The organism is Janthinobacterium sp. P210005, assembly GCF_036231865.1.
GTDB classification, from domain to species: Bacteria; Pseudomonadota; Gammaproteobacteria; order Burkholderiales; family Burkholderiaceae_D; genus Janthinobacterium; species Janthinobacterium kumbetense.
The window spans coordinates 1213089-1236632 of sequence record NZ_JAZARC010000001.1 but is presented as its reverse complement, the minus strand read 5'-3'; the positions used below and the strand labels follow the sequence as shown (position 1 = coordinate 1236632).

The following is a 23544-nucleotide window of genomic DNA, read 5'->3' as shown; positions in this document are numbered from 1 at the left end:
CCCGGTTTTTTCTTATCTTACTGCCAGAATTTCCACCACTTGCGTTCCTTGTTCACCCCTTCCGGGCTGAGGAATGCCGTGTTCGGGTAGTTCTTGGTCAGCACGCGCAAGGCGTCGTCGCGCAAGTCGGTCAAGCCCAGCTTGTCATACGAGCGGTACATGATGAACAGCGCTTCTTCGATGGCCGGCGAAGCGGCAAAGTCGCTGACCGTCGTTTGCGCGCGGTTGGCGGCGGCCAGGTAGGCGCCGCGGCGGTAGTAATAGCGCGCCACGTGCACTTCGTATTTCGCCATGGCATCGACCAAATAGTTCATGCGGGCCAGCGAATCGGGCGCGTATTTGCTATTTGGAAACTTGTCGACCAGTTGCTTGAAGGCGGCAAACGCTTCGCGCGTGGCTTTCGGATCGCGCTCGGTCGGATCTTGCTCGTACAGGAAGTTCAGGAAGCTGATCTGGTCGTTAAAGCTGATCAGGCCCCGCAAGTAGTACATATAGTCCACATTGGCGTGGTTCGGATGCAACTTGATGAAGCGTTCGACGGCAGCCAGTGCCTGAGCCTGGTCTCCCGACTTATAATACGCGTAAGCGATCTCCATCTGCGCTTGCAGAGCATAGTTGCCGAAAGGATAGTTAGCCTCCAGCTTCTGGAACAGGCCGATTGCAGCTTCATAGTGCTGCCCGGCCATTTCTTCACGCGCCTCCGAGTATAATTTCGTAACGGACCAGTTTTTGGTCTCATCCACTTTTTCAGGCAACAAGCTGCAAGCGGACATGCCGAGCAGAACGACTGAAGCGACTACCAACGATAATTTTTTTTGCATGACGTTTTGCAAGAAGGTTTTAACCAAGATTTTACAATAGGCTGATTATAGCCGATGGGAATGCTGTGATATTAACTCCGAAGCCTAATTTGGCTGACCCCGCGTTTGACTCCCTTTCTGACCATGTTGCCGAAGAGGCGTTTGACGGCGATTTTGCCGCCGACGACGTCTTCGAGGAAATGGCCCCGATTACATTGGAACTGACGCCGGACGCCTGCGGCCACCGCCTCGATAAAGTCATCGCCCAGCTGGTGCCGCAATACTCGCGCAGCCGCTTGCAATTGTGGCTGGAAGCCGGTTTCGTGACCGTCGATGGAAAAGTTGCCAAACGCAACATGACCGCCTATGGCGACGAGAAGATCGTCATTCTGCCGCAAAGCGCGCCGGAAGACGAGGCTTTTAAGCCGGAAGCGATGGAATTGAACATCGTGCACGAAGATGAGCATATCATCGTCATCAACAAACCGGCCGGACTGGTCGTGCATCCGGGCCCCGGCAACTGGTCGGGTACCCTGCTCAACGGCCTGCTGCACCACTGCCCGCAACTGGCGGGCGTGCCGCGCGCCGGCATCGTGCACCGCCTGGACAAGGATACGAGCGGTTTGATGGTGGTCGGCAAGACCCTCGCTTCGCAAACGGACCTGGTGCGCCAATTGCAGGCGCGCACCGTCAAGCGCGAATACTTCGCACTCGTGTGGGGCACGCCGAAGGCGGCGGGCACCATCGATGCGTCCATCGCGCGCCACCCGCGCGACCGCGTCAAGATGGCCGTCTCGGAAAACTTTACGGCCAAGCCCGCCATCACGCACTATGAATTGATCGGCAGCGGCGAACTCGACCGCCGTCCCGTGAGCCTGATGCAATGCCGCCTGGAAACAGGCCGCACGCACCAGATCCGCGTGCACATGCAGCATCTGGGCTTTGCGCTGGTCGGTGATTATGTGTACGGCAAGCAGCACCTGGTGTCCGTCTTCTCGCGCCAGGCACTGCAGGCGCGCCGCCTGGGCCTCGTGCATCCGGGCACCCTGGAAGCGTGCGAGTGGATCGTGCCGCTGGCCGACGATTTCGCCCAACTGATCGCCACGGCCGGCATTCCCGAGCCGGAACAGGTCTGATGACGGCTGCCTTGCCTTATATCACTCCCCATTGGCCCGGCCTGCCCGCGAACGTGGGCGCGCTGGCGACCGTGCGCGCGGGCGGCGTCAGCCAGGGCCCGTATGGTGACGGGCAGGGCGGCGGTGGCTTGAACCTGGGCACGCACGTGGGCGACGAGGCCGCGCACGTGGCGGCCAACCGCGCGCGGCTGGCTGGCGCCTTGCCATCCGAGCCGGCCTGGCTGTCGCAGGTGCACGGCGTGGCCGTCGCCGATGCTGCCAGCCTGGACGGTTGCGTGCCCGATGCCGACGCCAGCATCGCCACGCAGGCGGGCGCCGTGTGCGTGGTGATGACGGCCGATTGCCTGCCGGTATTGTTTTGTTCGACGGATGGCCTCGTCGTCGGCGCGGCCCACGCGGGCTGGCGCGGCCTGGCCAACGGCGTCTTGCAGCGCACGGTGGACAGCATGCGCGCGCAGGGCGCGACGGATATCCTCGCCTGGCTGGGGCCGGCCATCGGTCCACAGCAATTCGAAGTGGGACACGATGTATTGCAAGCGTTCCGCGACGGCGCGCGCGATGATGCTGAACGGCAAGTATTGAGCGCTTCCTTCGTCGCCATCGCTGGCAAGCCGGGCAAGTACCTGGCGGACATCTATGCGCTGGCGCGCACCATGCTGCTGCGCGATGGCGTGGCGCAAGTGGCGGGCGGGGAGTATTGCACCGTCAGCGATGCGGCGCAGTTTTACTCGTACCGGCGCGATGGCGTCACGGGAAGACAGGCCAGCTTGATCTGGCGCAAATAATCTGCACGGCAGACACTTATGTGTCTGCCGTTTTTGTTTTATCGTCTGCTGAGGCAAGCGCGCGGGCCTGCAGTTCCGCGATGCGCGCCGCCTTGCGTTTGCGTCTCCTTGAGCCCGTCAGATAGAATAGGATGGACAGCGGGATGACGCAGTACAGCACGAAGGTCATCACCCCGGCGACGATGGACGGTTCCGTCAGCGCCATGAGGCCGACGACATAGATCCAGGCAACAGCGGTCATGAGCATCATTGGTATTGGCAGTCAGTAAGAGTTTGCATGCAGGTGGCCCGGAAGTAATTATTTATCAATTCTTGAATGGATTTATATAGCTATGAACATGCCCGATCCTCAAATGATGACCAAGGAATGGATGGCGCAGATCAGCAATCCTGAACAGTGGAAGACGTGGTTCAACATGGTACCGCAGCCCGCCGGCAATCCGATTGCCGGCATTTTGCAGGACGCGGGCGCCAGCATCAAGCCGGAAGCGATCGAGCAACTGAAAAATGCCTACGTGGCCAAGCTGACGGGCTTGTGGGCAGACTTTATGGCCGGCAAGGCGCCGGAATTGAAAGACCGCCGTTTCTCCGCGCCCGCCTGGCACGCCAGCCCCCTGTCGGCCTTCAATGCGGCGGCCTACCTGCTGAACGCCGAGTTTCTCAGCGCCATGGCCGACGCCGTGGAAGCGACGCCGCACCAGAAGCAAAAGATTGCGTTTGCCGTGCAGCAAATCGTCGACGCCATGTCGCCCGCCAATTTTCTTGCCACCAATCCCGACGCGCAGCAAACCCTGATCGAGACCAAGGGTGAAAGCCTGGCCAAGGGCTTGAGCAACATGCTGGCCGACATGGGCAAGGGGCGCATTTCGCAGTCCGACGAATCGGCCTTCGAAGTGGGGCGCAACGTGGCCACCACGCCGGGCACGGTGGTGTTCGAGAACGCGCTGTTCCAGCTGATCCAGTACACGCCGACGACGGCCACGGTACACCAGCGGCCGCTGCTGATGGTGCCGCCGTGCATCAATAAATTCTATATCCTTGACTTGCAGCCAGAAAACTCGCTCGTGCGCTATGCGGTGGAGCAGGGCAATACCGTGTTCCTGATGTCCTGGCGCAATCCGGACCTGAGCATGCAGCACCTGACGTGGGATGATTACGTGGAGCAAGGCGTGATCGAAGCCATTCGGGTCACGCAGGATATTTCCGGCCAGGACAAGCTCAATATGTTCGGCTTTTGCGTGGGCGGCACCATCGTCTCGACGGCGCTGGCCGTGCTCAAGGCGCGGGGCGAGAATCCGGCCGCCAGCCTGACCTTGCTGACCACCTTCCTCGATTTCTGCGACACGGGCGCGCTCGACGTCTTTATCGACGAGCCGCAAGTGGCGCTGCGCGAGCAGACGCTGGCCAAGGGCGGTCTGATGTCGGGCCGCGACCTGGGCAGCACTTTTTCGAGCCTGCGACCGAACGACCTCGTGTGGAACTACGTGCAGTCGAATTACCTGAAGGGCAAGGAACCGCCCGCGTTCGACTTGCTGTACTGGAATGGCGACGGCACGGGCTTGCCGGGCCCCATGTTCTGCTGGTATCTGCGCAACACCTACCTGGAAAACAGCCTGAAAGTGCCGGGCAAGCTGACGGTGGCCGGTGAAAAGGTCGACTTGAGCAGCATCGACGCGCCCGCCTTCATCTACGGTTCGCGCGAAGACCATATCGTGCCCTGGGGCGCGGCGTACGCCAGCACGGCCGTGCTGAATCCGAAAAAGCCGAAAGCCAACCGCTTCATCCTCGGCGCCTCGGGCCATATCGCCGGCGTGATCAATCCTGCCTCGAAGAAAAAGCGCAGCTACTGGAGCAATGACGCGGGCAAAGGCGCACGCACGGCGAAAGCCAAGCCCTTGACGGCCGAACAGTGGATGGAGGGCGCGACCGAGCACGTGGGCAGCTGGTGGCCCGAATGGGCGGCTTTCCTGGCCGAACACGGCGGCGCGCAGGTGAAGGCGCCGGGCAAGCCGGGCAACAAACGCCACGCGGCAATCGAGCCGGCGCCGGGGCGGTATGTTAAAGTCAGGGCGGACTAGTTTACAAAAGCTTCTGGCCCGGCAAGACCGGCGTAATCTCCGGTCTTGTCAGGAATCTACTTTTAGTTGCGTTGCAATAAATGCGGGAATCTACTACCCTGATGTGCAATGGAGCCGTTTTCCACTCTATAATGGAAAACGTAGGCAGGTGCGAAAGCGGACCCACGTTCGCTTTTTTTTCGGATTAACTCAGTATGCGCTGCGGCGCAATAAGTGGAACTTGTGATGAGTAGTGCAAAAAAAAGTATAGACCGCCTGATTAAAAAATATCCCAACCGCCGTCTGTATGACACGCAAACCAGTTCCTACATCACCTTGACGGACGTCAAGCAGCTGGTGTTGGACAATGAGGTGTTTACCGTCGTCGATGCCAAATCCAATGAAGATTTGACGCGCAGCATCTTGCTGCAAATCATTTTGGAAGAGGAAGCGAATGGCGCGCCCATGTTCTCGAGCAGCGTGTTGTCGCAGATCATCCGCTACTATGGCCACGCCATGCAGGGCATGATGGGATCCTACCTGGAAAAGAACGTGCAAGCGTTCACCGATATCCAGCACAAATTCACGGGCACGTCGGCCGGCAGTTTCGAAGGCAAGCCCTTCAGCCCAGAAATGTGGACCCAGTTCATGAACGTCCAGGGCCCGATGATGCAAGGCATGATGAACAACTACATCGACCAGAGCAAGAGCCTGTTCGTGCAGATGCAGGAACAGATGCAGAGCCAGAGCAAGAATCTGTTCGGCACGTTCCCGTTCGTGCCGCCGGTGCCGCCGACGGACAAAAAGTAAGCCGCATCCGATGCGCGCCACACAACGGCACAGGAACTCCTGTGCCGTTGTGCTTTGCGGATGTCATGCCGGCGGCTGCCGATGCTGAATGCTATTGCTTCAGTTGTTGCAGCGTGGAGAGCAGGTCCTGGTTTGAATGCTCGAGCTTCCATGTTTTGGCATTGTCCATGGAACTGTAAATGCTGACGCGACCCTTGAAGTCTTCCTGGATATTGAGCGCAAGGCCGGAAGGGAAAATCATTGGCGTCTGACGCAATGTATATGGTGCATACGGCCCCCAGGTTTGACCATCGTCGCTGCTGACCAGCAGTGCGCCCTCGTTATACATGCCCGCTTCCATCAGCAATCTGCCGTCATTGAGCGGCGCCACGGGCGACATCAGGACTTTGAACGGCGAAACGATCGTTTTCCAGTTCTGGCCGCGATCCCGTGAAATATAGGCGTCGGGAAATCTTCCTGCCAAGCCAGCCGCTACCAGGACGCTTTCCGTCCCATCGGGTTGATGGGTAAATTGCGTCAGGTTTTTCTTGTGCGGACTAAAGCGTTCGGTCAACTTGCCCGTGCTGTAATCGAGTTCGCCGATCAAGCCGCTTTCCAGCGCATAGCCGATGCGGCCCGCGTCTTGCCACGTCCAGAGTAAGCCCGGGCCATGTAGCCAGGATCCGGGCAAGGTGGCGTGGTACACGGATCGCCAGTCACCAGCGTCCAGCTGGTGCGCATGGAAAATGTTCAACTCGTCACCCTTGCGATGCATCAGGTACCAGCCAACCGTGGGGTTGCCCCCGATGCGCAGCAGATTGCCGGGCGGCAGGTTGCCTGTATCGACAGGCGACAGCTGCTCACTGTCACGCGCCTTGCGGAGCAGAGAACCGGATTCGCCTACCGCAATCAACTCGGCATTGGGCAGGTCGACAGGAAACACGCAGGACAGCGACTCCACCGATGGCGCATTGAGGATGCTCCATAGCCCTTGCGTCGAGCGCATCAGGACGGCACCCATGCGGCTGGCGGCAGCCACCCGGCCATCGGGCATTTCGGTGGTGCACTCGGCCCCAGCCGGGTGGGCGCGGGCAAATTGCTCGACATCGTCCTGGGCGTGGCGTGGCGTGCTCCAGCCAGGAGCGGCAGCAGCGCCGAACATGGCGTTGTAGTCAGGGGCAAAGCGCTGGATCAATTCCGCATTCGATGTCACCTGGGCGCTACGGCCGTATTGCACGCCGAAATTGCCGCGTGTCACAATCAGCCGGCCCAGATCCGTCGATTTACCCGCTTCGATCTTGACGCTTCCCACGATGGTCGAGTACACATGCAATAGCTTGTTGGCACGGGTATCGATCAATTCGACAAACTCATACTCTCCAGGCGGCAGGGCGCCAATGAACAGGGACGTATCGCCTGCCATCGCGCTCTCGACCTTTTTCATCACCAGGTTTTCGGAGACCAGCTTGAAATCACTGCGCTGCTCCCCCGACACGACACGGCGTAACTTGATCATATTGAAACCGTAAATATCTTTGGTATTCGATGTGATGCTGACCGCCACCGGGGTTTCTCCCGATTGTGCATGCATTTTCAGTGGATCAACCACCGAGGTGTTGACGGCGCAGCCGCTCAGCAGCAATGCGCTCAAACCGCAAGCCGCGACAGCCAGGCGCCGCGCTTTCAGATTGGAAATGGAAAAAGACATGGGACTCATTTAGTTTTTTAAAAAACAATTATATGTCAGTCATTAGTTTCTTTGTGGCATTATTTTTTAATTTCTTGATACCGGTGATGCGTGGCGGAACCTGCTTCAAGCACTGACCCGATGGCAGTGGCCGGAACAAAGTTGCGATTGAAGCGTTGCAGATACGGCGGCAAAAGGACTCAGCGCTGACAGCAAGGGGCGGCTCGGGGTACAATAGCCGATTCGCCTCACCATTTTACTAGCTGCCAACTATGTCTGAAATTCACCGTATTCCCGTTCCTTCCGCCCAGCCCGAGGCCATGCTGGCCATGCCAGGTGCGGCGCCGAAAGTGGGCTTTGTCTCGCTCGGCTGCCCGAAAGCGCTGGTCGACTCCGAACAAATCCTGACCCAACTGCGCGCCGAAGGCTACGAAACGGCGAAATCCTACGCTGGCGCCGATCTGGTGATCGTCAATACCTGCGGTTTTATCGATGCTGCCGTGCAAGAGTCGCTCGACGCCATCGGCGAAGCGCTGGCTGAAAACGGTAAAGTCATCGTGACCGGCTGCCTGGGCGCCAAGAAAGATGCTGCCGGCGACGACATCATCATGAAGGTGCACCCGAAAGTGCTGTCCGTCACGGGCCCGCACGCGCTGGCCGAAGTGATGGATTCCGTCCACTTCCACCTGCCGAAACCGCATGCGCCTTTCCTCGACCTGGTGCCGCCGCAAGGCGTCAAGCTGACGCCGAAGCATTACGCCTACCTGAAAATTTCCGAAGGCTGCAACCACCGCTGCAGCTTCTGCATCATCCCGTCCATGCGCGGCGACCTCGTCTCGCGCCCGATCGGCGAATTGATGATCGAGGCGGAAAACCTGTTCAAGGCCGGCGTCAAGGAATTGCTGGTCATTTCGCAAGACACCTCGGCGTATGGCGTGGACGTGAAATTCCGCTCCGGCTTCTGGAATGGCCGTCCCGTGAAGACCCACATGACGCAGCTGACGGAAGCGCTGGGCGAACTGGCCAAGTCCTACGGCGCCTGGGTGCGCTTGCACTACGTGTATCCATACCCGCACGTGGACCAGATCATCCCGATGATGAGCGGCGGCCACATCCTGCCGTATCTCGACATTCCGATGCAGCATGCGCACCCTGACGTGCTCAAACGCATGAAGCGTCCGGCCAGCGGCGAGAAAAACCTGGACCGCATCCAGGCCTGGCGCGCCATCAACCCGGACCTGACCATCCGCTCGACCTTCATCGCCGGTTTCCCTGGCGAAACGGAAGCGGAATTCGAGTACTTGCTGGACTTCCTCAAGGAAGCACAGATCGACCGCCTCGGTTGCTTCGCGTATTCGCCTGTCGAAGGCGCGACCGCCAACGAAATCGCCAATCCCGTGCCGGAAGAGCTGCGCGAAGAGCGCCGCGGCCGCGTCATGCTGCTGCAGGAAGAAATTTCCAAGAAACGCCTGCAAGCCAAGGTCGGCAAGACCGTGCGCGTGCTGATCGATGAAGTCACCCGCTCCGGCGGCGTGGGCCGCTCGTCCGCCGACGCGCCGGAAATCGACGGCGTCGTGTATGTGAAGCCGCCATTCGAACCGCACCGCAAGCTGGCCGTCGGCCAATTCGTCGATGTGACCATCACCTCGGCCGACGCGCACGACCTGTGGGGCGCCGCCGAGTAAAAAACGTCCATGCCGGCGTTGCGCTGCCTTGCCGTACAGCAAGGTATTGCCTGCGGCAGCGCGCCTTGGCCTGAACGTTTTTACGCGGTGAAGATGATATTTGACAAGGTGTAACACTCTGTCATACGTACGGCGTACAGGGCGTAAAGCCCTTACAATCAAGGCGGACCAGTAATTGCTGGCCCGCCTTTTTATTTGCCGACGACGCCATGACCACACCCAAATCCCCCCAGACGGCGCTGATCCACAGCGATTACCAGGCGCCGCAAGGCTTTGCCGCGTTTCCCAACGCCATCCATCATGCTTCGACCGTGCTGTTCAAGGACGTGGCGGCCATGCGCTCGGGCGACTGGAAAGAAAAGAACGCCTACACTTACGGCTTGCACGGCACGCCCACCACCTTCACCCTGGAAGCGCGCCTGGCCGAGATCGAAGGGGGCAAATACTGCCTGCTGGCGCCGTCGGGCCTGGCGGCCATCGCCATGGCGGACTTTGCCCTGCTGAAAACGGGCGATGACGTTTTATTGCCGGAAAACATCTACAACCCGAACCGCGAACTGGGACGCTGGCTGGCGCAGGATTTCGGCATCACGGCCCGCTATTACGATCCGCTCATCGGCGCCGGCATCGCGGGCTTGATCCAGCACAATACCAAGCTGATCTGGACGGAAGCGCCAGGCTCCGTGACGATGGAAGTGCCGGACTTGCCTGCCATTTGCGCGGCCGCCCATGCGCGCGGCGTGCTCGTCGCCCTGGACAACACCTGGTCGGCGGGCCTGGCCTTGCGCGGCTTTGACCTGGGCGTGGACATCATCATGCAGGCGCTGACGAAATACCAGTCGGGCGGCTCGGACGTGCTGATGGGCGCCCTGATCACGCGCGAGCGGGCCCTGCACGACCGCCTGGCGCAGGCGCACATGCGTCTGGGCATGGGCGTGGGGGCGGACGACGCCTACCTGGTGCTGCGCGGCTTGCCCACGATGAAATTGCGCTTCGACGCCCACGACCAGGGCGCGCGCACGGTGGCCGCCTGGCTCAAGGGGCGCAGCGAGATCTCCACTGTGCTGCATCCGGCCTTTGAAGATTGTCCGGGCCACGCCATCTGGCAGCGCGATTTCATAGGTGCGGGCGGCCTGTTTTCCGTGCTGTTCGATGCCCGCTACACGGAGGCGCAGACGGACCGCTTCGTCGATGCCTTGCAGTTGTTCAAGATTGGCTACAGCTGGGGTGGCGCGAACAGCCTGGTGATGCCGTACCGCATCGCCGCCATGCGCAAGGGCTGGCAATTGCCGGGCCAGCTGGTGCGTCTGAACGTGGGACTGGAAGATCCGCAGGATCTGATCGCCGATATCGAACGGGCGTTCGCGGCGATGTAGCTGCAAGCGGGCAAGCACGATGGCTTGCCCAGAAGTAATTTACAGGGGCACGGGCTTGTTGTTGTTCAAGTCGAGGAAGCCGCGCAGCAAGCGGTAGGCTTTCCACAGCCAGGCCACGCCCCACACGAGGAAGGCCAGCGGGATGCCGATCAGCGTGATCCACAGGATGGCGCCGACGACGATCCAGGCCACGTACCACCAGAAGGAACGGATCATCCAGCTGTGATGGCTGTACACGAAGGTCCCGGCCGCCTCGTCCCGCTTCACATAATTGATGATGAGCGGAATGAAGGAAAACGCGCCCAGCGAAAACACGAAGCTGGCGCCATGTATCAGGTACAACCACCAGGCCAGGTTCTTGGTCTGCTGGAGTTGGGTATCCAAAATAATATCTTGTGACATGAAGGCTCCCGTCGTTGCTCAATTTTTAATTGTAACAAGCAAAGCGGCGCAGGAGCGCAGTCCATGGAAAAAGGCAGAATACATTGTTGAAACGAAATCGCTATCCCACCCTGGCCGCGCGCGCCAGGTCATGGCTGCGCCAGGCTTTGCCGGCCTTGCTGCTGTACGCCTCGGCGGCCCATGCCGCCGGCGCCCCGCTGGAGGCGGAGTTTGCCGCCGGCTTGAAGGACGAGGGCCTGGCGGGCGCCGTCTGGAGCGCAGTCTTGCCTGACGGAACAGTCAAAGTCGGCGCGTCCGGCCTGCGCGATACCGCCAGGCGCCTGCCCATGCAGGCGGACACGCGCATGCAGGTGGGTTCCGTGGGCAAGGTGGCGCTGGCGCTGGGCGTCTTGCGCCTGGTCAGCGAAGACCGGCTCACGCTCGACACGCCCCTGCAGCAGGTGCTGCCGGAACTGGCGCTGAAAAACCCTTGGCAAGCAAGCGACCCCGTGCGCATCCGCCACTTGCTGGCGCATACGTCCGGCCTCGACAATGTGCGCTTCTGGCAGGCGTTCAGCCTGAACCCGGCGGCGCCGACGCCGCTGGCCGACGCTTTTGACGGCGACCGCAACCTGCTGCGCGTGCGCGCCCGGCCCGGCAGCCGCTATGCATATTCGAACATGGGCTATGGCTTGCTGGGCATGGTGATCGAGAAAATCACGGGCCAGCCGTATGAGCGCTATCTCGACGCGCAGCTGCTGCAGCCGCTGGGCATGGCGGACAGCACGTTCGCCTTTGTTACGCAAGTGAGCACGCAAATGAGTACGCAAATGAGTACGCAAATGAGTACGCAGGCGGGTGCGCAGGCTGATCCGCGCCTGGCCATGGGCTACTTCGAGCATGGCGTGGCGCAGCCGGCCGTGCCCCAGTATTTGCGTCCGGCCGCGCAATTTACCACCACGGCGGCCGACATGGGCAAGCTGGCGCAATTCCTGATGGGCGACGGCAAGCTGCAGGGCAAGCGCTTCATCGACCTGGCGCTGATGGGCGCCTTGTCCGAGCCGGCCGGCACGGATGCGGCGCAGGCGGGCCTGGCGACGGGCCACGGCCTGGCGCTGGCCGTGCGCGACCGCCACAACGTGGTGGGCGCTTGCCACCCTGGCACGGCCGTGGGTTTCCGCGCCATGCTGTGCCTGTATCCGGAGCAGGACAGCGCCTTTTTTGTTGCCTTCAATACGGATGCGGAGCAGGCCGACTATGAACGCTTCAACCGCCTGCTGCTGCGCGACCTGGAACTGCCGTTGCGCGCCCCGGCACCGCGCGGCACGCCCGCGCCCACGGTGGAAAACTGGCAGGGCGTCTATTTGCCGTCGCCCAGCCCCATGGCCAGCATGGCCTGGGTCGACGCCGTCTTCGGCTTTACGCGTGTGAAATGGGATGGCGAATCGCTGTTCCTGATCCCGTTCCAGGGCGAGCCGAAGGAGCTGGAACCGGTGGGCGGCTTGCTGTTCCGCGCGAGCGACCGCAGCACGCCGTCGCACGTGCTGATGCAGGAGGATGGCAAGCATGTGCTCAGCGACGGCTTGCGCAGCTATGAGCGCGCGTCGATGCTGCGCATGCTGGTGCTGTGGGGCAGCCTGGCCCTAGGCGCGGCGGGCATGCTGTACGTGCTGGTGGTGGGCGTCTGGCGCGCCGCGCTGCGCAGCCTGGGGCGGGGCGACCACCTGTTCGCGCCCTTGCTGTCGCTGCTGGCGCTGCTCCTGCCGCTGCCGTTTTTCTATTTCCAGTCCTACCTGCGCCTGGGCGACGTCACCATCGCCAGCGTGCTGCTGGCGCTGACGACGGGCGCGCTGCCGCTGGCGACGGCGTTCGGCCTGGCGCGCTGCTGGCGCAGCCGCGGCACGGCGGCCGAGGCGGGTTCGTGGGCAAAATGGGATTGGGTGGCCTTGCTGGCGGCCTTGCAACTGCTGCTAGTGCTGGCCTGGTGGGGATTGCTGCCGCTGCGCCTGTGGCACCTGTAGCCGGCGCTCAGCGCCAGGCGTGCAGCAGCCGGCGCCACCAGCGTTGCGCTGGCCTGGGCTGGCTGCCATGGCCGGCGCGCCCGGCCCGCTTGGCGCGATAGCTGGCCGCCGCCATGTGCAGGCCGATGCGGTCCATCGCCGCCATCGCGTCCGCCTCCTGCGGCGACAAGCCATGCCGCAACGCGTGTGCACGGGGTTCCAGCAGGAAGGCGGCACGCAGTGCGTCGTCCGTGTACAGCCTCGCCAGATAGGTTTCCAGTGCGGGGGAACTCATGCGTTTCGCCCCGCGCGCAAGGCCGCGCGCGCCAGCTCCAGCTGGTCCAGCACATGCTCGAACGACGGGTAATTGCCGTCGCGTTCGACGATCACCGTCAAGGGCTGCGGCGCCTGGCGCGCCAGCACGGTCAACAGGGCGAAGACGGCGGGAGGCACGTCGTGCAGATGGTCGTCCAGCAGGCGCTGGCCGCCGCCAGGCGCGTCGATCCAGTGGCCGCCGCTCAGGTGCACGGCGCCGACCCTGTTCAGGGGCAGGCGCAGCAGCAGTTGCTCCGGGTCATGCCCGAAATTGACGGCGTTCGCATACAGATTATGCAGGTCCAGCAGCAGCGGCACTTGCGCGCCGTCAAGGATGTGCGTCAGCCACCCGGCTTCGTCCAGCGTGCTGGCGGGCGGCTGGACCAGGGTGGCGATGTTTTCCATCAGCGGCGCGCTGCCGACGATGCGCGTGGCCAGCGCGATATTGGCGATGGCGCCGGCGGCGCTGTGCGGCGTGCGCGGCGGCGCCGCCAGGTGGCCGATTTCCACGCCGCCGGCGCGCACGAAACTCAGGTGCTCGGACCACGATTCCGCTTGCACTTCCTTCATCAGGCGCGCCATCGCATGCAGGCGGCGCGGGTCGGCGGGAATCGTCGACGCCAAGCCCATGCCCACACCGTGCAGGCTGACGGGCACTTGGCGCGCCAGGCTGCGCAAGGCGGCGATGCCGGCGCGCGCGGCGTGGTAATAGTCGTCGGCGATTACTTCCAGCACGTCGATGTGCGCCAGGTTGGACAGGATGCCGGCTGCCAGTTCGCCGCGCCAGCCCAGGCCGACGCGGTCGCGCGCGGTCCCCTGGCTAGCTGCCACAGCCGCCGCCACCGCCGCAACCGCCACAGCCGCTGCCGCAGGAAGAACCGTCGCCGCCGCCCGACGAGCCGCCGCCGGAGTCGCCCGAGCTGCCGGACGAGGAATCGCCGCCGCCGTTTTGCCGCGGCACCGGGTACAGCTGGGTGACATACGCGTACACCGACGGCGGCAGGGCGCCGAGGCCGAAGATGGCCGCCAGCAGGGCCATGTCGGCGCTGCTGCTGCCCGCCTGCAGGCGCGATGAACGCATGTTCAGCCGGCCAAACAGCATGCGCAGGTCGGTCAGCAGCCGCTGCGCGCTCCAGCTGGTCGCCTGGGTGCGCAAGCCGCGCAGCATGAGCAGGAATATCGCCAGCAGCAGTGCCAGGAACAGCAGGTTGTAGTGCTGGCGGCTGATGGCGATGACGGCCTTGACGGCGGCCACCGTCAGCAGCAGCCAGTGCGCCGTCCAGGTGATGCGCTCGCGCCGGCGCAGCAGCGGCGGGCCGACCAGCAATTGCTGCTGCGTCAAGGTTTCCAGGTAGGCGCGGCACGACGGCAGCATCTCGGCTTGCACGGCCAGTTCCTTGCTGTGGCCCTGGCGGCCCAGGTACAGTCGCAGCACGTCGCGTTCGATATCATGGCTGGCGAAACGCAGGCTGTCGGCGCTGGCCGTTTCCAGCAGCGGGCCGTCGGCGCGCAGCAAGCCGCGGTCGACCAGCACGATGGCGGCGACTTTCACGGCTTCGAGGGCGCCGCCGCGCAGGAAGGCGATGCGGTAGGGGTCATCGGCCAGCGACAGCTGGGCATGCGGATTGCGCAATTCCATGCGTATCAGCAGCTCGCGCGCCAGGTAGTACACGAGCATGCCAAAGACCAGGTAGGCGAGCAGGAACCAGGGCCCGCTCCAGTCGAACGGATTGGCGCCGTTCACCGCATCTGCTCCGCGTGTTCGCGCAAGTGTCCGGTAATCGTCATCAAGCCCGCAAAGGCGGGCAAGGCCTGCCCCGGCGCCAGGCGCGCCGTTTCGCGCGCCGCCGACATGGCTTGCAGGGCCGCGTGCAGGGCAGGCTCGCCCAGCTGGTCGACAAACGCTTCGAGCGCCTGCTTGCCGGACAGCCCGGACTTGCCCTCCAGCTGCGCCAGCGACGCCGCGGACGAGCGCAGGGGGCCGGCTGCGTCGGCGATGGCGCCGGCCAGCTGTTCTTCATTCAGGCTCAATAGCAGATACCGTTCGCGCATGCGCACCTGCTGGTTCAGCAGCACTTGCCGCAAGCGCCGCAGCACGGCGTCGCGGTTCGTGCGCAGGCTGGCGAAAGGGTCGGCGCCATGCAGCACCTGGTGGCGCGCGATGATGTCGGCGAACTTGACGGCGAAGGCGTCGGCGGCCTGCGTCAATTCGCCCTCGAGCAGGAACATCACCTGCAAATCGATGGCGGCGTGCGCCAGGCGCAAGGGCCCGCGCAGCGCATCGGCCGCCTGCGGCGCAAAGCGCTTGAGCAGCAACAGCAGGTTGACGTCGGAGGTGGCGCGCACCTGGCCATCGGCGGCCGAGCCAAACAGCACGGCGGCGGCAAGGTCGTCACCAAAGGTGTTTTGCGCGGCGGCGACAAACACGTCCAGGTGGCGTTGTATCTCTTCTGGCAACGGTGGCGGCATGCGGTGTTCTTTCACGATGGGTTGGCAGGATGCGCATAAGTTTGCAATATAGCAAACTTATGCCATCGTGCGCGCACCGTCCGCCAGATGGCGCCGACTCAGGTCAATACGTTGAGCAAGCCATCGAGTCCCACGAAGTTCAGCGCCACGTCGGCCTGCGAGCGCACCACGGGCTTGGCGCGGAAGGCCACGGACAGGCCGGCGATGCCCATCATTTTCAAGTCGTTGGCGCCGTCGCCCATGACGATGGCTTCGGACGGGGAAATGCCCAGCTCCGCGCAGACTCTTTCCACCGTGCGCTGTTTTTCCTCGGCGTCGACGATGCCGCCTAACACCTTGCCCGTCAGCTTGCCGTCGACGATTTCCAGTTCGTTCGCATGCGTGTAATCGAGGCCCAGGCGCTCCTTCAGGCGTTCCGTGAAGAAGGTGAAGCCGCCCGACACCAGCAGGGTTTTCAGGCCCGCCTTCTGCACGGCCGCCAGCATGGCTTCCGCGCCCGGCGACAGTTTTAAGCGTTCATCGTAGACGCGCTGCAGGGCCGACGCATCGAGACCTTCCAGCAGGGCCACCCGCTGTTTCAGGCTGGAGCCAAAATCGAGTTCGCCCCGCATGGCCGCTTCCGTGATGGCCGCCACCTGCGGTTTCAAGCCCTGCATGTCGGCGATTTCATCGATGCACTCGATGGTGATCAGGGTCGAATCCATGTCCATCGCCACCAGCTTGAATTCGCCGAGCTCGCGCTGGCCCATCATGTAGGTGGCGTCCAGCTGCGCCGCCTGGGCCGCCACTTCGATGGTGGGACGCAGCGCGGGCGAATAGGCGATCTGTTCGCAGCGCACGGCGTTCGGGCCCAGGCGCGTGATGGAGGTCGGTGCGGCCAGCGCGGCAATGCGCTCGAGGCGGGCGCTATCGCCGTCCAGGCCCTGCAGGATCAGATTCATGGTGATGGTCTTGGTATTGGTCATGGGTCAGCCCTGCATAAATGATAGGAATAGTCTAAACCGTCAATTGCTTGATGGTGGTCTTGATCTGCGTCACGCGCGCGGCCAGGTCCGGCATGGCGGCCGTGATTTTCAGCTTGTCCTGGCCATGCAGCTTGATATGGCGGTTCTTCTGGATCAAGTCGATGATGCGCATCGGGTCGATGGGCGGCTTGGCCATGAATTGCAGGGTGGCCGCCTCGCCATGCACGTCGATCTTGACGATGCCCACGGTTTTCGCGGCGATGCGCAGGCGGTGCGTCTCGACCAGGGCCTTGACGGCGTCGGGCAGCTTGCCGAAGCGGTCGATCAGCTCTTCCTGGATATCGTCGATCTTGTCCTGCGTGGCGCAGTTGGCCAGGCGTTTATAAATCGACAGGCGCTCGTGCACGTCGCCGCAGAAATCGGCCGGCAGCAGGGCCGGCACGTGCAGGTTGATCTCCGTCGTCGACGCCAGCGGCGCGGCCAGGTCCGGCTCCTTGCCCGCTTTCAGCGAGCGCACGGCTTCGTTGAGCATGTCCGAATACAGCTGGAAGCCGATTTCCGTCATCTCGCCGGACTGGCTCTCGCCCAGCACCTCGCCGGCGCCGCGGATTTCCAGGTCGTGCATGGCCAGGTAAAAGCCGCTGCCCAGTTCTTCCATCTGCTGGATGGCGTCCAGGCGGCGCTGCGCCAGCTTGGTGAGACCCTGCACGTCGTGCACCAGCAGGTAGGCGTAGGCCTGGTGGTGCGAGCGTCCGACCCGGCCGCGCAGCTGGTGCAGCTGCGCCAGGCCGAACTTGTCGGCGCGGTGCATGATGATGGTGTTCGCCGTCGGCACGTCGATGCCCGTTTCGATGATCGTCGTGCACAGCAGGATGTTGAAACGTTGGGCGACGAAGTCGCGCATGACCTTTTCCAGGTCGCGCTCGTGCATCTGGCCATGCGCCACGGCGATGCGCGCCTCGGGCAGCAATTCCGTCAGCATGGCCAGGCGGTTCTGGATGGTTTCCACCTCGTTGTGCAGGAAGTAGATCTGGCCGCCCCGTTTGAGTTCGCGCAAACACGCTTCGCGGATGATGGCTTCGCCTTCGCTGCGCACGAACGTCTTGATGGCCAGGCGCTTTTGCGGCGCCGTGGCGATGATGGAAAAGTCGCGCAAGCCTTCCAGCGCCATGCCCAAGGTGCGCGGGATCGGCGTGGCCGTCAGGGTCAGCACGTCCACTTCCGCGCGCAGGGCTTTCAAGGCTTCCTTCTGGCGCACGCCGAACCTGTGTTCTTCGTCAATGATGACCAGGCCCAAACGGGTAAACTTCACGTCGTCGGACAACAGCTTGTGCGTGCCGATGACGATGTCGATGGTGCCGTCGGCCATGCCCTTGAACGCTTGCGTGATCTCCTTGCCGCTGCGGAAGCGCGACAATTCCGCGATGCGCACGGGCCAGTCGGCGAAGCGGTCGGCGAAGGTTTGCGCATGCTGCTCGGCCAGCAGGGTGGTGGGCGCCAGGATGGCCACCTGCTTGCCGCCCATGACGGCGATGAAGGCGGCGCGCAGCGCCACTTCCGTCTTGCCGAAGCCGACGTCGCCGCACACGAGGCGGTCCATCGGTTTGCCGGAAGTCATGTCCTTGATGACGTTGTGGATGGCTTCGGCCTGGTCCGGCGTTTCGTCGAAGCCGAAGCTGTCGGCGAAGCGCTGGTAGTCGTGCGACGAGAATTCGAACGAGTGGCCCTGGCGCAGCGCGCGCCGGGCGTACAGGTTGAGCAGCTCGGCGGCCGTGTCGCGCACCTGTTCGGCCGCGCGTTTTTTCGCTTTTTCCCACTGGCCCGAACCGAGCGAGTGCAAGGGCGCGTCTTCCGGCGAGGCGCCCGAATAGCGGGAAATGACGTGCAGCTGCGATACGGGCACGTACAGCTTGGTGTCCTTCGCGTATTCGAGGTGCAGGAATTCCGTCTCGCCTTCGCCCAGGTCCATGCTGGTCAGGCCCATGTAGCGCCCGATGCCGTGGTTGATGTGCACGACGGGGTCGCCGATCTTCAGCTCCGACAGGTCGCGCACCATCGATTCGACCTGCGTCACGCCTTCCTGCTTCTTGGTGCCGACGCGGCGGCCGGAACCGGCATACAGTTCCGTCTCCGTGATGAAGGATAAATGACCTTCCGGCGTAAACAGTTCGAAGCCCGCGTGCAGCGGCGCCACGCCCAGCATCAGCTTGGCGTCGGACTGCAGGAAGCCGTCGCTGCCTTCCACGGGCGTCAGGTGCAGGTCGTATTCGGTGAAGTACTGCTGCAGGGTTTCGCGGCGGCCGTTCGATTCGGCGCAGATCATCACGCGGCGGCCCGCTTGCAGCAGATAGCTGCGCAGGTTCGCCAGCGGGTCGTCGGCGCGGCGGTTGACGGCGATGTTCGGCACGGGGGCCGACAGTTCGGACGCCAGCGCATCGTTCGATTTGGCGATCGCCAGGCGCGGATACGGCTTGGCCAGGCCGAAGAACTGTTCGTCCGACAGGAACAGCGATTCGGGCGGCAAAATCGGCCGTTCGCGGTCGGCTTTTAAGAAGCGGTAGCGCGACTGCGTATCGGTCCAGAAGCGGCCGATGGCAGAGTCGATTTCGCCCACCAGGGCCAGCGAGGCGTCGGGCGGCAGGTAATCGAACAGGGTGGCCGTCTGTTCGAAGAACAGGGGCAGGTAGTATTCGATACCGGCCGAGGCGATGCCGCTGCTGATGTCCTTGTAGACGACCGAGCGCGATGGGTCGCCCTCGAACTGTTCGCGCCAGCGGTTGCGGAAGGTGGTGCGCGCCGCTTCATCCATGGGAAATTCGCGCCCCGGCAGCAGCCGCACTTCGTGCACGGGGTACAGCGAGCGCTGGGTGTCGGCGTCAAACGTGCGGATGGTTTCGATGGTGTCGCCGAACAGGTCCAGTCGGTAGGGCAGGGCGGAACCCATGGGGAACAGGTCGAGCAGGCCGCCGCGCACCGAGTATTCGCCGGGCGACATCACTTGCGACACATGGCTGTAGCCGGCCAGGGTCAGCTGCGACTTCAATCGCGCTTCGTCGAGCTTTTCGCCCTTCTTGAAGAAGAAGGTGTAGGCGGCCAGGAAGGACGGCGGCGCCAGGCGCACCAGCGCCGTGGTGGCAGGCACGATCAGCACGTCGCACTGGCGCGTCTGGATTTCGTGCAGGGTGGCCAGGCGCTCGGAGACCAGGTCCTGGTGCGGCGAAAAGGCGTCGTAGGGCAGGGTTTCCCAGTCCGGCAGCAGGTGGCAGCGCAGTTCCTTGCCGCCAAACCACGGGATTTCATCGAGCAGGCGCTGGCCGTCGCTGGCCTGCGCCACCACCACGGCCAGCATCTGGCCCCGCGCTTTTAATTCCAGCGCGGCCAGCGCCAGGGCATAGGCGTCGGATGAACCATACAGGGCGGGCAGCGCGTAGCGGTTGCCGGGCTTGGGGAGGGCTTTTGTTAAGTCTAAGGACATGCAGGCGATGACACTAGTGGCAGAGGCAGTTGAGTGGGACAGCTGTGGTGCGCGCAGCGCCGCCAGTGACGGCGCTGACAGGCGAGATTATAGACCATCACTTATATCTCCGCGCTTGAGAAAACCGTCGCGAGCGGCAGTGATTTGTGGCTAAGAAGCGCAACCGTACTTTAGTACGGTGAGCATCGCAGGCCGCAAAGCACGACGCGCAGCAGGTTTTATCCTGCGCGGACATTCGCGATGCCGAACGGGACATGCACCATCGGGATGGTGCCGCCCGCCGATTTGAGGTGGCTCAATTGATCGTCGAAGAAGATATGCGGCTTGAACACGGCCAGCACGCGCGATTTGTCCATGCCGCCGAGGAAAAATGTCTCGTCGGCTGCCACACCCCAGCTTTTCAGGGTCGTCACGACGCGCTCGTGCGAGGGCGCGTTGCGCGCCGTGATGATGGCGATGCGCAGGATCTTTTTATAGCCGGGGTCGCGCCGCTGGGCCCTTTCTTCCAGGCGCTGCATGGTGGCCAGCTTCTGGAACAGGCCGGCCAGCGGGCCGGGACGGTGCGGCGTGCCCACGTTCAGGGTTTCATGGGCGTGGAATTCATCGACGTCATTGTTGCGCTTGAAGACGGTTTCCGCCTCGTCGTCGGCGATCACGCCGTCGAAATCGAAGGCCACGCGCAATTCTTCGTCGTTTTCGTCGTCTTCCTTGCGCGACGGCAGCACCAGGCCGGCCGGATAGTCGCAGGCCAGGGCGCTGCGCACGTCGCCTTCGTTCGCGCTGAGGAACAGCGAGGCATTGAAGGCGGGCAGGTAGGGATACGGCGACTTGCCCGTCATGAAGGCGGCGCGCGAGATGTCCAGGCCGTAGTGGGCGATCGAATGCATCACGCGCAAGCCTGTTTCCGGCGAATTGCGCGAAAACAGCACCACTTCCACGGGCGACTGGCGCGGGTAATGCTTGTTGATGTTCAGGAAGCGGCGGATGAAGGGGAAGGCCACGCCGCGCGGCAGAACCGTGTCGATGTGCGTCTCCTGGTACTTGCGGTATTCCTCGGGGCCGTTGTCGAGGTAGATCTGGTGCGATTCGGCCAGGTCGAACAGGGCGCTGGAAGCGACCCCGATCACCAGTTTGTGTTCGATAGGATAAGCCATGCTGTGCCTGTGGTGTGCGTGTTGACCATCTTATACGACTATTAACTGCGTAGCCAATAGCGGCGCGTGGGGATTTTTTGCACCAAAGCAGGGCATCGGATGGCTTTTCGATGCCACTGTGCAAGGCGCGCCACAGTCAGGAAATAAATATTGATTTGTATTAAGTATGTAGCAGTCAGCGTCCCCGTTTTCCACTATGCTCCTATTATCAAATCTCGCCAATTGTAACGAAGCGTACGCCCCATCCCCGCCACCTTTATACAAGTGTCAGCTGTTTTACTCGAACATGCCAGCCTCAACCTCGCCAGCAAAAATCGTGATTATATAAAGGGCCTAGCCATGTTTAAGAATTTACTGATCAAATGGAAGTTGGCGACGCTCGTCGCCGTGATGATGGCGGCCTTGCTGGTGGTGGGCATCAGCGGTTACACGGGCATCGCCACCGTCGGCCGCGCCGTCAATGAAATCGGCGTCGTGCGCCTGCCGTCGATCCAGGGTTTGATGATGATCAGCGAAGGCCAGACGGCCGTCGCCGCCGCCACCCTGACGGCCGCCATCTATGAAAACAATTATCAGGCACAGGACAAGTTCGCGGAAGCGCTGCAGCTGCGCACGCGCGCCTGGAACAATATCGAGGCGGGCCGCAAGCTGTACGAACCGCTGCCGCAAACGCCCGAGGAAGCCGTGCTGTGGCAGCGCTTCCAGGGCGAGTGGACGGCCTGGAAGGCGGACGACGACAAGGTGCGCGCCATCCTGCGCCAGCTGGCCGACAACCGCGACGAAGCGCGCCAGAAAGAGCTGTTCGTGGGCTTTTACAAGCAGTACCAGGATTCGCGCGCGCTGTTCGGCAAGGCCGAAGGCACGCTCAACGACATCATCAAGCTCAATAACGGCGTGGCCGATGCCAGCGTCAAGGACGGCAGCGCGGCCGTGATCCGCTCGGAAAGCCTGATGGTCATCCTCGGCTTGCTGGCCTCCGCACTGGGCATCGGCTGCGCCGCCTACATCACGCGCGCCATCACGCAGCCGATCAATTCGGCCGTGAAAGTGGCGCAGACGGTGGCCTCGGGCGACCTGACGAGTCAGATCGAAGTGCACACGACGGAAGAAACGGGCCAGCTGCTGCAGGCGCTGAAGGACATGAATTCCAGCCTGGTCAGCATCGTCGGCCAGGTGCGCAGCGGCACGGAGACCATCGCCACGGCGTCGTCGCAGATTGCCAGCGGCAACCTGGACCTGTCCTCGCGCACGGAAGAGCAAGCCAGTTCGCTGGAAGAGACGGCGTCGTCGATGGAAGAGCTGACGTCGACCGTGCGGCAGAACGCCGACAATGCCCAGCAAGCCAACCAGCTGGCGCTGAGCGCCTCGGGCGTGGCCGTGAAGGGCGGCGCCGTGGTGGGCAAGGTGGTCGAGACCATGGACGCCATCAACGATTCGTCGCGCAAGATCGTCGACATCATTTCCGTCATCGACGGCATCGCCTTCCAGACGAATATCCTGGCGCTGAACGCGGCCGTGGAGGCGGCGCGCGCGGGCGAGCAGGGACGCGGTTTCGCCGTGGTGGCGACGGAAGTGCGTAATCTGGCCCAACGATCGGCTGGCGCGGCGAAAGAAATCAAGACCCTGATCGGCGACTCCGTGGTGGCCGTCGACGCGGGCAGCAAGCTGGTGGCCGAGGCGGGCAGCACGATGGCCGAAATCGTCTCCAGCGTGCAGCGCGTGACGGACATCATGGCGGAAATCAGCCTGGCCACGCAGGAGCAAAGCTCGGGCATCGACCAGATCAACCAGGCCATCGGCCAGATGGACCAGGTGACGCAGCAAAACGCGGCCCTGGTGGAAGAGGCGGCCGCCGCGGCCGAATCGCTGCAGGAGCAATCGGGCCAGCTGGCCGAGGTGGTCAGCGTCTTCAAGCTCGATGGCGTCCAGGCGCCTGCCGCGCGCGCAAACGCGAACGCAAAGCCAGCCGCGCCGCGCGCCGCGGTGGCCAGCGCGGCGCTGAAGCGTCCCGCATCGCGTCCGGCTTCCCGTCCCGCCGCAGGCCGCCCGGCCTTGCACGCCGTGCCATCCCAGCGCCAGAGCGCGCCGCGCGACGACGAGTGGGAAGTGTTCTGACGGCTTGACGGCGCCAGCATGCGCTAACGGACGGCCGCCTTGTGCGGCCGTTTTTACAGGCGCGCACCGGCGCACGCTGCAATTCGAACTGCGGTTACTACTTACTAAAAAAACAGCGTTATAAAAATAGCTGTTTTGCCATCTAAGCAAATCTTTTCAAAACTTAACGCGACATTGCTTGTGAGATAACTCACACTGCCTGCCGTACCACCCTTGTTCCCGCCTCGGCCACATCCCGGCTGACCCCTCCGCCTGCTGCGTCCAGCCATTCGTGGCAGGCGGCAGCCATTGCCGTCAGCCTTGCATGCGAGCCCGGCGCAATGACCGATGCACCACACTGAAGGATGCGAATGAA

At 62.9% G+C, this 23544-nt stretch carries 19 protein-coding genes; 8 read left to right on the top strand and 11 right to left on the bottom strand.

Features of this window, described 5'->3' with window-relative positions; genetic code table 11:
• Positions 1–17: 17 nt before the first annotated feature.
• Positions 18–821, bottom strand: a complete 804-nt coding sequence (locus VPH40_RS05390) for an outer membrane protein assembly factor BamD (protein WP_077405789.1) — start codon at positions 819–821, stop codon at positions 18–20.
• Positions 822–910: 89 nt separating this feature from the next.
• Between VPH40_RS05390 and VPH40_RS05385 the strand changes: the two genes are divergently transcribed.
• Positions 911–1936 carry an RluA family pseudouridine synthase gene (locus VPH40_RS05385; RefSeq protein ID WP_099667537.1) on the top strand — a complete coding sequence of 342 codons (1026 nt, stop codon included), beginning with the start codon at positions 911–913 and terminating at the stop codon, positions 1934–1936.
• The gene (pgeF, locus tag VPH40_RS05380) at positions 1936–2721 is read left to right on the top strand and encodes a peptidoglycan editing factor PgeF (protein WP_328572905.1); all 786 of its coding nucleotides are present in this window, start codon (positions 1936–1938) and stop codon (positions 2719–2721) included. Before VPH40_RS05385 ends, pgeF begins: the two co-directional genes overlap by 1 nt.
• Positions 2722–2737: 16 nt before the next feature.
• Here the strand turns inward: pgeF and VPH40_RS05375 are convergent, their stop codons facing one another.
• Positions 2738–2962 carry a hypothetical protein gene (locus tag VPH40_RS05375; RefSeq protein ID WP_306508607.1) on the bottom strand — a complete coding sequence of 75 codons (225 nt, stop codon included), beginning with the start codon at positions 2960–2962 and terminating at the stop codon, positions 2738–2740.
• A gap of 91 nt (positions 2963–3053) precedes the next feature.
• Here VPH40_RS05375 and phaC point away from each other — a divergent pair, with 91 nt between their 5' ends.
• On the top strand, positions 3054–4799 hold the full coding sequence (phaC, locus tag VPH40_RS05370) for a class I poly(R)-hydroxyalkanoic acid synthase (RefSeq protein WP_305055777.1): 1746 nt from the start codon (positions 3054–3056) through the stop codon (positions 4797–4799).
• Between the two features lie 225 nt (positions 4800–5024).
• Positions 5025–5588, top strand: a complete 564-nt coding sequence (phaR, locus tag VPH40_RS05365; protein ID WP_010399000.1) for a polyhydroxyalkanoate synthesis repressor PhaR — start codon at positions 5025–5027, stop codon at positions 5586–5588.
• Positions 5589–5679: 91 nt separating this feature from the next.
• Here phaR and VPH40_RS05360 read toward each other — a convergent pair whose 3' ends face one another.
• Complete coding sequence (locus VPH40_RS05360) at positions 5680–7275, bottom strand: hypothetical protein (protein WP_328572904.1); 1596 nt, start codon at positions 7273–7275, stop codon at positions 5680–5682.
• A gap of 308 nt (positions 7276–7583) precedes the next feature.
• On the opposite strand from VPH40_RS05360, the gene rimO reads away from it, so the two are divergent.
• Entirely contained in the window at positions 7584–8939 is a 1356-nt protein-coding gene (rimO, locus tag VPH40_RS05355; RefSeq protein ID WP_176389289.1) for a 30S ribosomal protein S12 methylthiotransferase RimO, read from the top strand.
• Between the two features lie 209 nt (positions 8940–9148).
• Positions 9149–10315, top strand: a complete 1167-nt coding sequence (locus VPH40_RS05350) for a cystathionine beta-lyase (protein WP_305052308.1) — start codon at positions 9149–9151, stop codon at positions 10313–10315.
• A gap of 39 nt (positions 10316–10354) precedes the next feature.
• Here VPH40_RS05350 and VPH40_RS05345 read toward each other — a convergent pair whose 3' ends face one another.
• Positions 10355–10717 (bottom strand): DUF4870 family protein, encoded by a 363-nt coding sequence (locus tag VPH40_RS05345; protein WP_289897546.1) that lies wholly within the window; start codon positions 10715–10717, stop codon positions 10355–10357.
• 86 nt (positions 10718–10803) lie between these two features.
• Here VPH40_RS05345 and VPH40_RS05340 point away from each other — a divergent pair, with 86 nt between their 5' ends.
• Positions 10804–12717, top strand: coding sequence for a serine hydrolase domain-containing protein (locus VPH40_RS05340; RefSeq protein WP_328572903.1), 1914 nt, complete (start codon positions 10804–10806; stop codon positions 12715–12717).
• A 7-nt stretch (positions 12718–12724) separates the two neighbouring features.
• Here the strand turns inward: VPH40_RS05340 and VPH40_RS05335 are convergent, their stop codons facing one another.
• The 7 genes from VPH40_RS05335 to VPH40_RS05305 form a co-directional block, all read right to left on the bottom strand.
• On the bottom strand, positions 12725–12991 hold the full coding sequence (locus VPH40_RS05335; protein ID WP_328572902.1) for a hypothetical protein: 267 nt from the start codon (positions 12989–12991) through the stop codon (positions 12725–12727).
• Positions 12988–13842 carry a DUF692 domain-containing protein gene (locus VPH40_RS05330; RefSeq protein WP_328572901.1) on the bottom strand — a complete coding sequence of 285 codons (855 nt, stop codon included), beginning with the start codon at positions 13840–13842 and terminating at the stop codon, positions 12988–12990. Before VPH40_RS05330 ends, VPH40_RS05335 begins: the two co-directional genes overlap by 4 nt.
• Positions 13832–14755 (bottom strand): TIGR04222 domain-containing membrane protein, encoded by a 924-nt coding sequence (locus tag VPH40_RS05325; RefSeq protein ID WP_328572900.1) that lies wholly within the window; start codon positions 14753–14755, stop codon positions 13832–13834. The genes VPH40_RS05330 and VPH40_RS05325 overlap by 11 nt, the downstream gene beginning before the upstream one ends.
• A complete protein-coding gene (locus VPH40_RS05320) occupies positions 14752–15480 on the bottom strand; it encodes a nucleotidyltransferase domain-containing protein (protein WP_305062157.1) in 729 nt (242 codons plus the stop codon). The genes VPH40_RS05325 and VPH40_RS05320 overlap by 4 nt, the downstream gene beginning before the upstream one ends.
• Before the next feature lie 98 nt (positions 15481–15578).
• Positions 15579–16421 (bottom strand): phosphoserine phosphatase SerB, encoded by an 843-nt coding sequence (gene serB / locus VPH40_RS05315; RefSeq protein ID WP_099668478.1) that lies wholly within the window; start codon positions 16419–16421, stop codon positions 15579–15581.
• 55 nt (positions 16422–16476) lie between these two features.
• On the bottom strand, positions 16477–19920 hold the full coding sequence (mfd, locus tag VPH40_RS05310) for a transcription-repair coupling factor (RefSeq protein ID WP_305052302.1): 3444 nt from the start codon (positions 19918–19920) through the stop codon (positions 16477–16479).
• A 218-nt stretch (positions 19921–20138) separates the two neighbouring features.
• Entirely contained in the window at positions 20139–21074 is a 936-nt protein-coding gene (locus tag VPH40_RS05305; RefSeq protein WP_328572899.1) for a 5'-nucleotidase, read from the bottom strand.
• 339 nt (positions 21075–21413) lie between these two features.
• On the opposite strand from VPH40_RS05305, the gene VPH40_RS05300 reads away from it, so the two are divergent.
• Positions 21414–23189, top strand: a complete 1776-nt coding sequence (locus tag VPH40_RS05300; protein WP_289897552.1) for a methyl-accepting chemotaxis protein — start codon at positions 21414–21416, stop codon at positions 23187–23189.
• The last annotated feature ends 355 nt before the right edge of the window (positions 23190–23544 follow it).

Coding starts and splice junctions, on each gene's coding strand:
- VPH40_RS05390 (WP_077405789.1), bottom strand. CDS start 821: ATGCAAAAAAAATTATCGTTGGTAGTCGCTTCAGTCGTTCTGCTCGGC.
- pgeF (WP_328572905.1), top strand. CDS start 1,936: ATGACGGCTGCCTTGCCTTATATCACTCCCCATTGGCCCGGCCTGCCC.
- VPH40_RS05375 (WP_306508607.1), bottom strand. CDS start 2,962: ATGACCGCTGTTGCCTGGATCTATGTCGTCGGCCTCATGGCGCTGACG.
- phaC (WP_305055777.1), top strand. CDS start 3,054: ATGAACATGCCCGATCCTCAAATGATGACCAAGGAATGGATGGCGCAG.
- phaR (WP_010399000.1), top strand. CDS start 5,025: ATGAGTAGTGCAAAAAAAAGTATAGACCGCCTGATTAAAAAATATCCC.
- VPH40_RS05360 (WP_328572904.1), bottom strand. CDS start 7,275: ATGTCTTTTTCCATTTCCAATCTGAAAGCGCGGCGCCTGGCTGTCGCG.
- rimO (WP_176389289.1), top strand. CDS start 7,584: ATGCCAGGTGCGGCGCCGAAAGTGGGCTTTGTCTCGCTCGGCTGCCCG.
- VPH40_RS05350 (WP_305052308.1), top strand. CDS start 9,149: ATGACCACACCCAAATCCCCCCAGACGGCGCTGATCCACAGCGATTAC.
- VPH40_RS05345 (WP_289897546.1), bottom strand. CDS start 10,717: ATGTCACAAGATATTATTTTGGATACCCAACTCCAGCAGACCAAGAAC.
- VPH40_RS05335 (WP_328572902.1), bottom strand. CDS start 12,991: ATGAGTTCCCCCGCACTGGAAACCTATCTGGCGAGGCTGTACACGGAC.
- VPH40_RS05320 (WP_305062157.1), bottom strand. CDS start 15,480: ATGCCGCCACCGTTGCCAGAAGAGATACAACGCCACCTGGACGTGTTT.
- serB (WP_099668478.1), bottom strand. CDS start 16,421: ATGAATCTGATCCTGCAGGGCCTGGACGGCGATAGCGCCCGCCTCGAG.
- mfd (WP_305052302.1), bottom strand. CDS start 19,920: ATGTCCTTAGACTTAACAAAAGCCCTCCCCAAGCCCGGCAACCGCTAC.
- VPH40_RS05305 (WP_328572899.1), bottom strand. CDS start 21,074: ATGGCTTATCCTATCGAACACAAACTGGTGATCGGGGTCGCTTCCAGC.
- VPH40_RS05300 (WP_289897552.1), top strand. CDS start 21,414: ATGTTTAAGAATTTACTGATCAAATGGAAGTTGGCGACGCTCGTCGCC.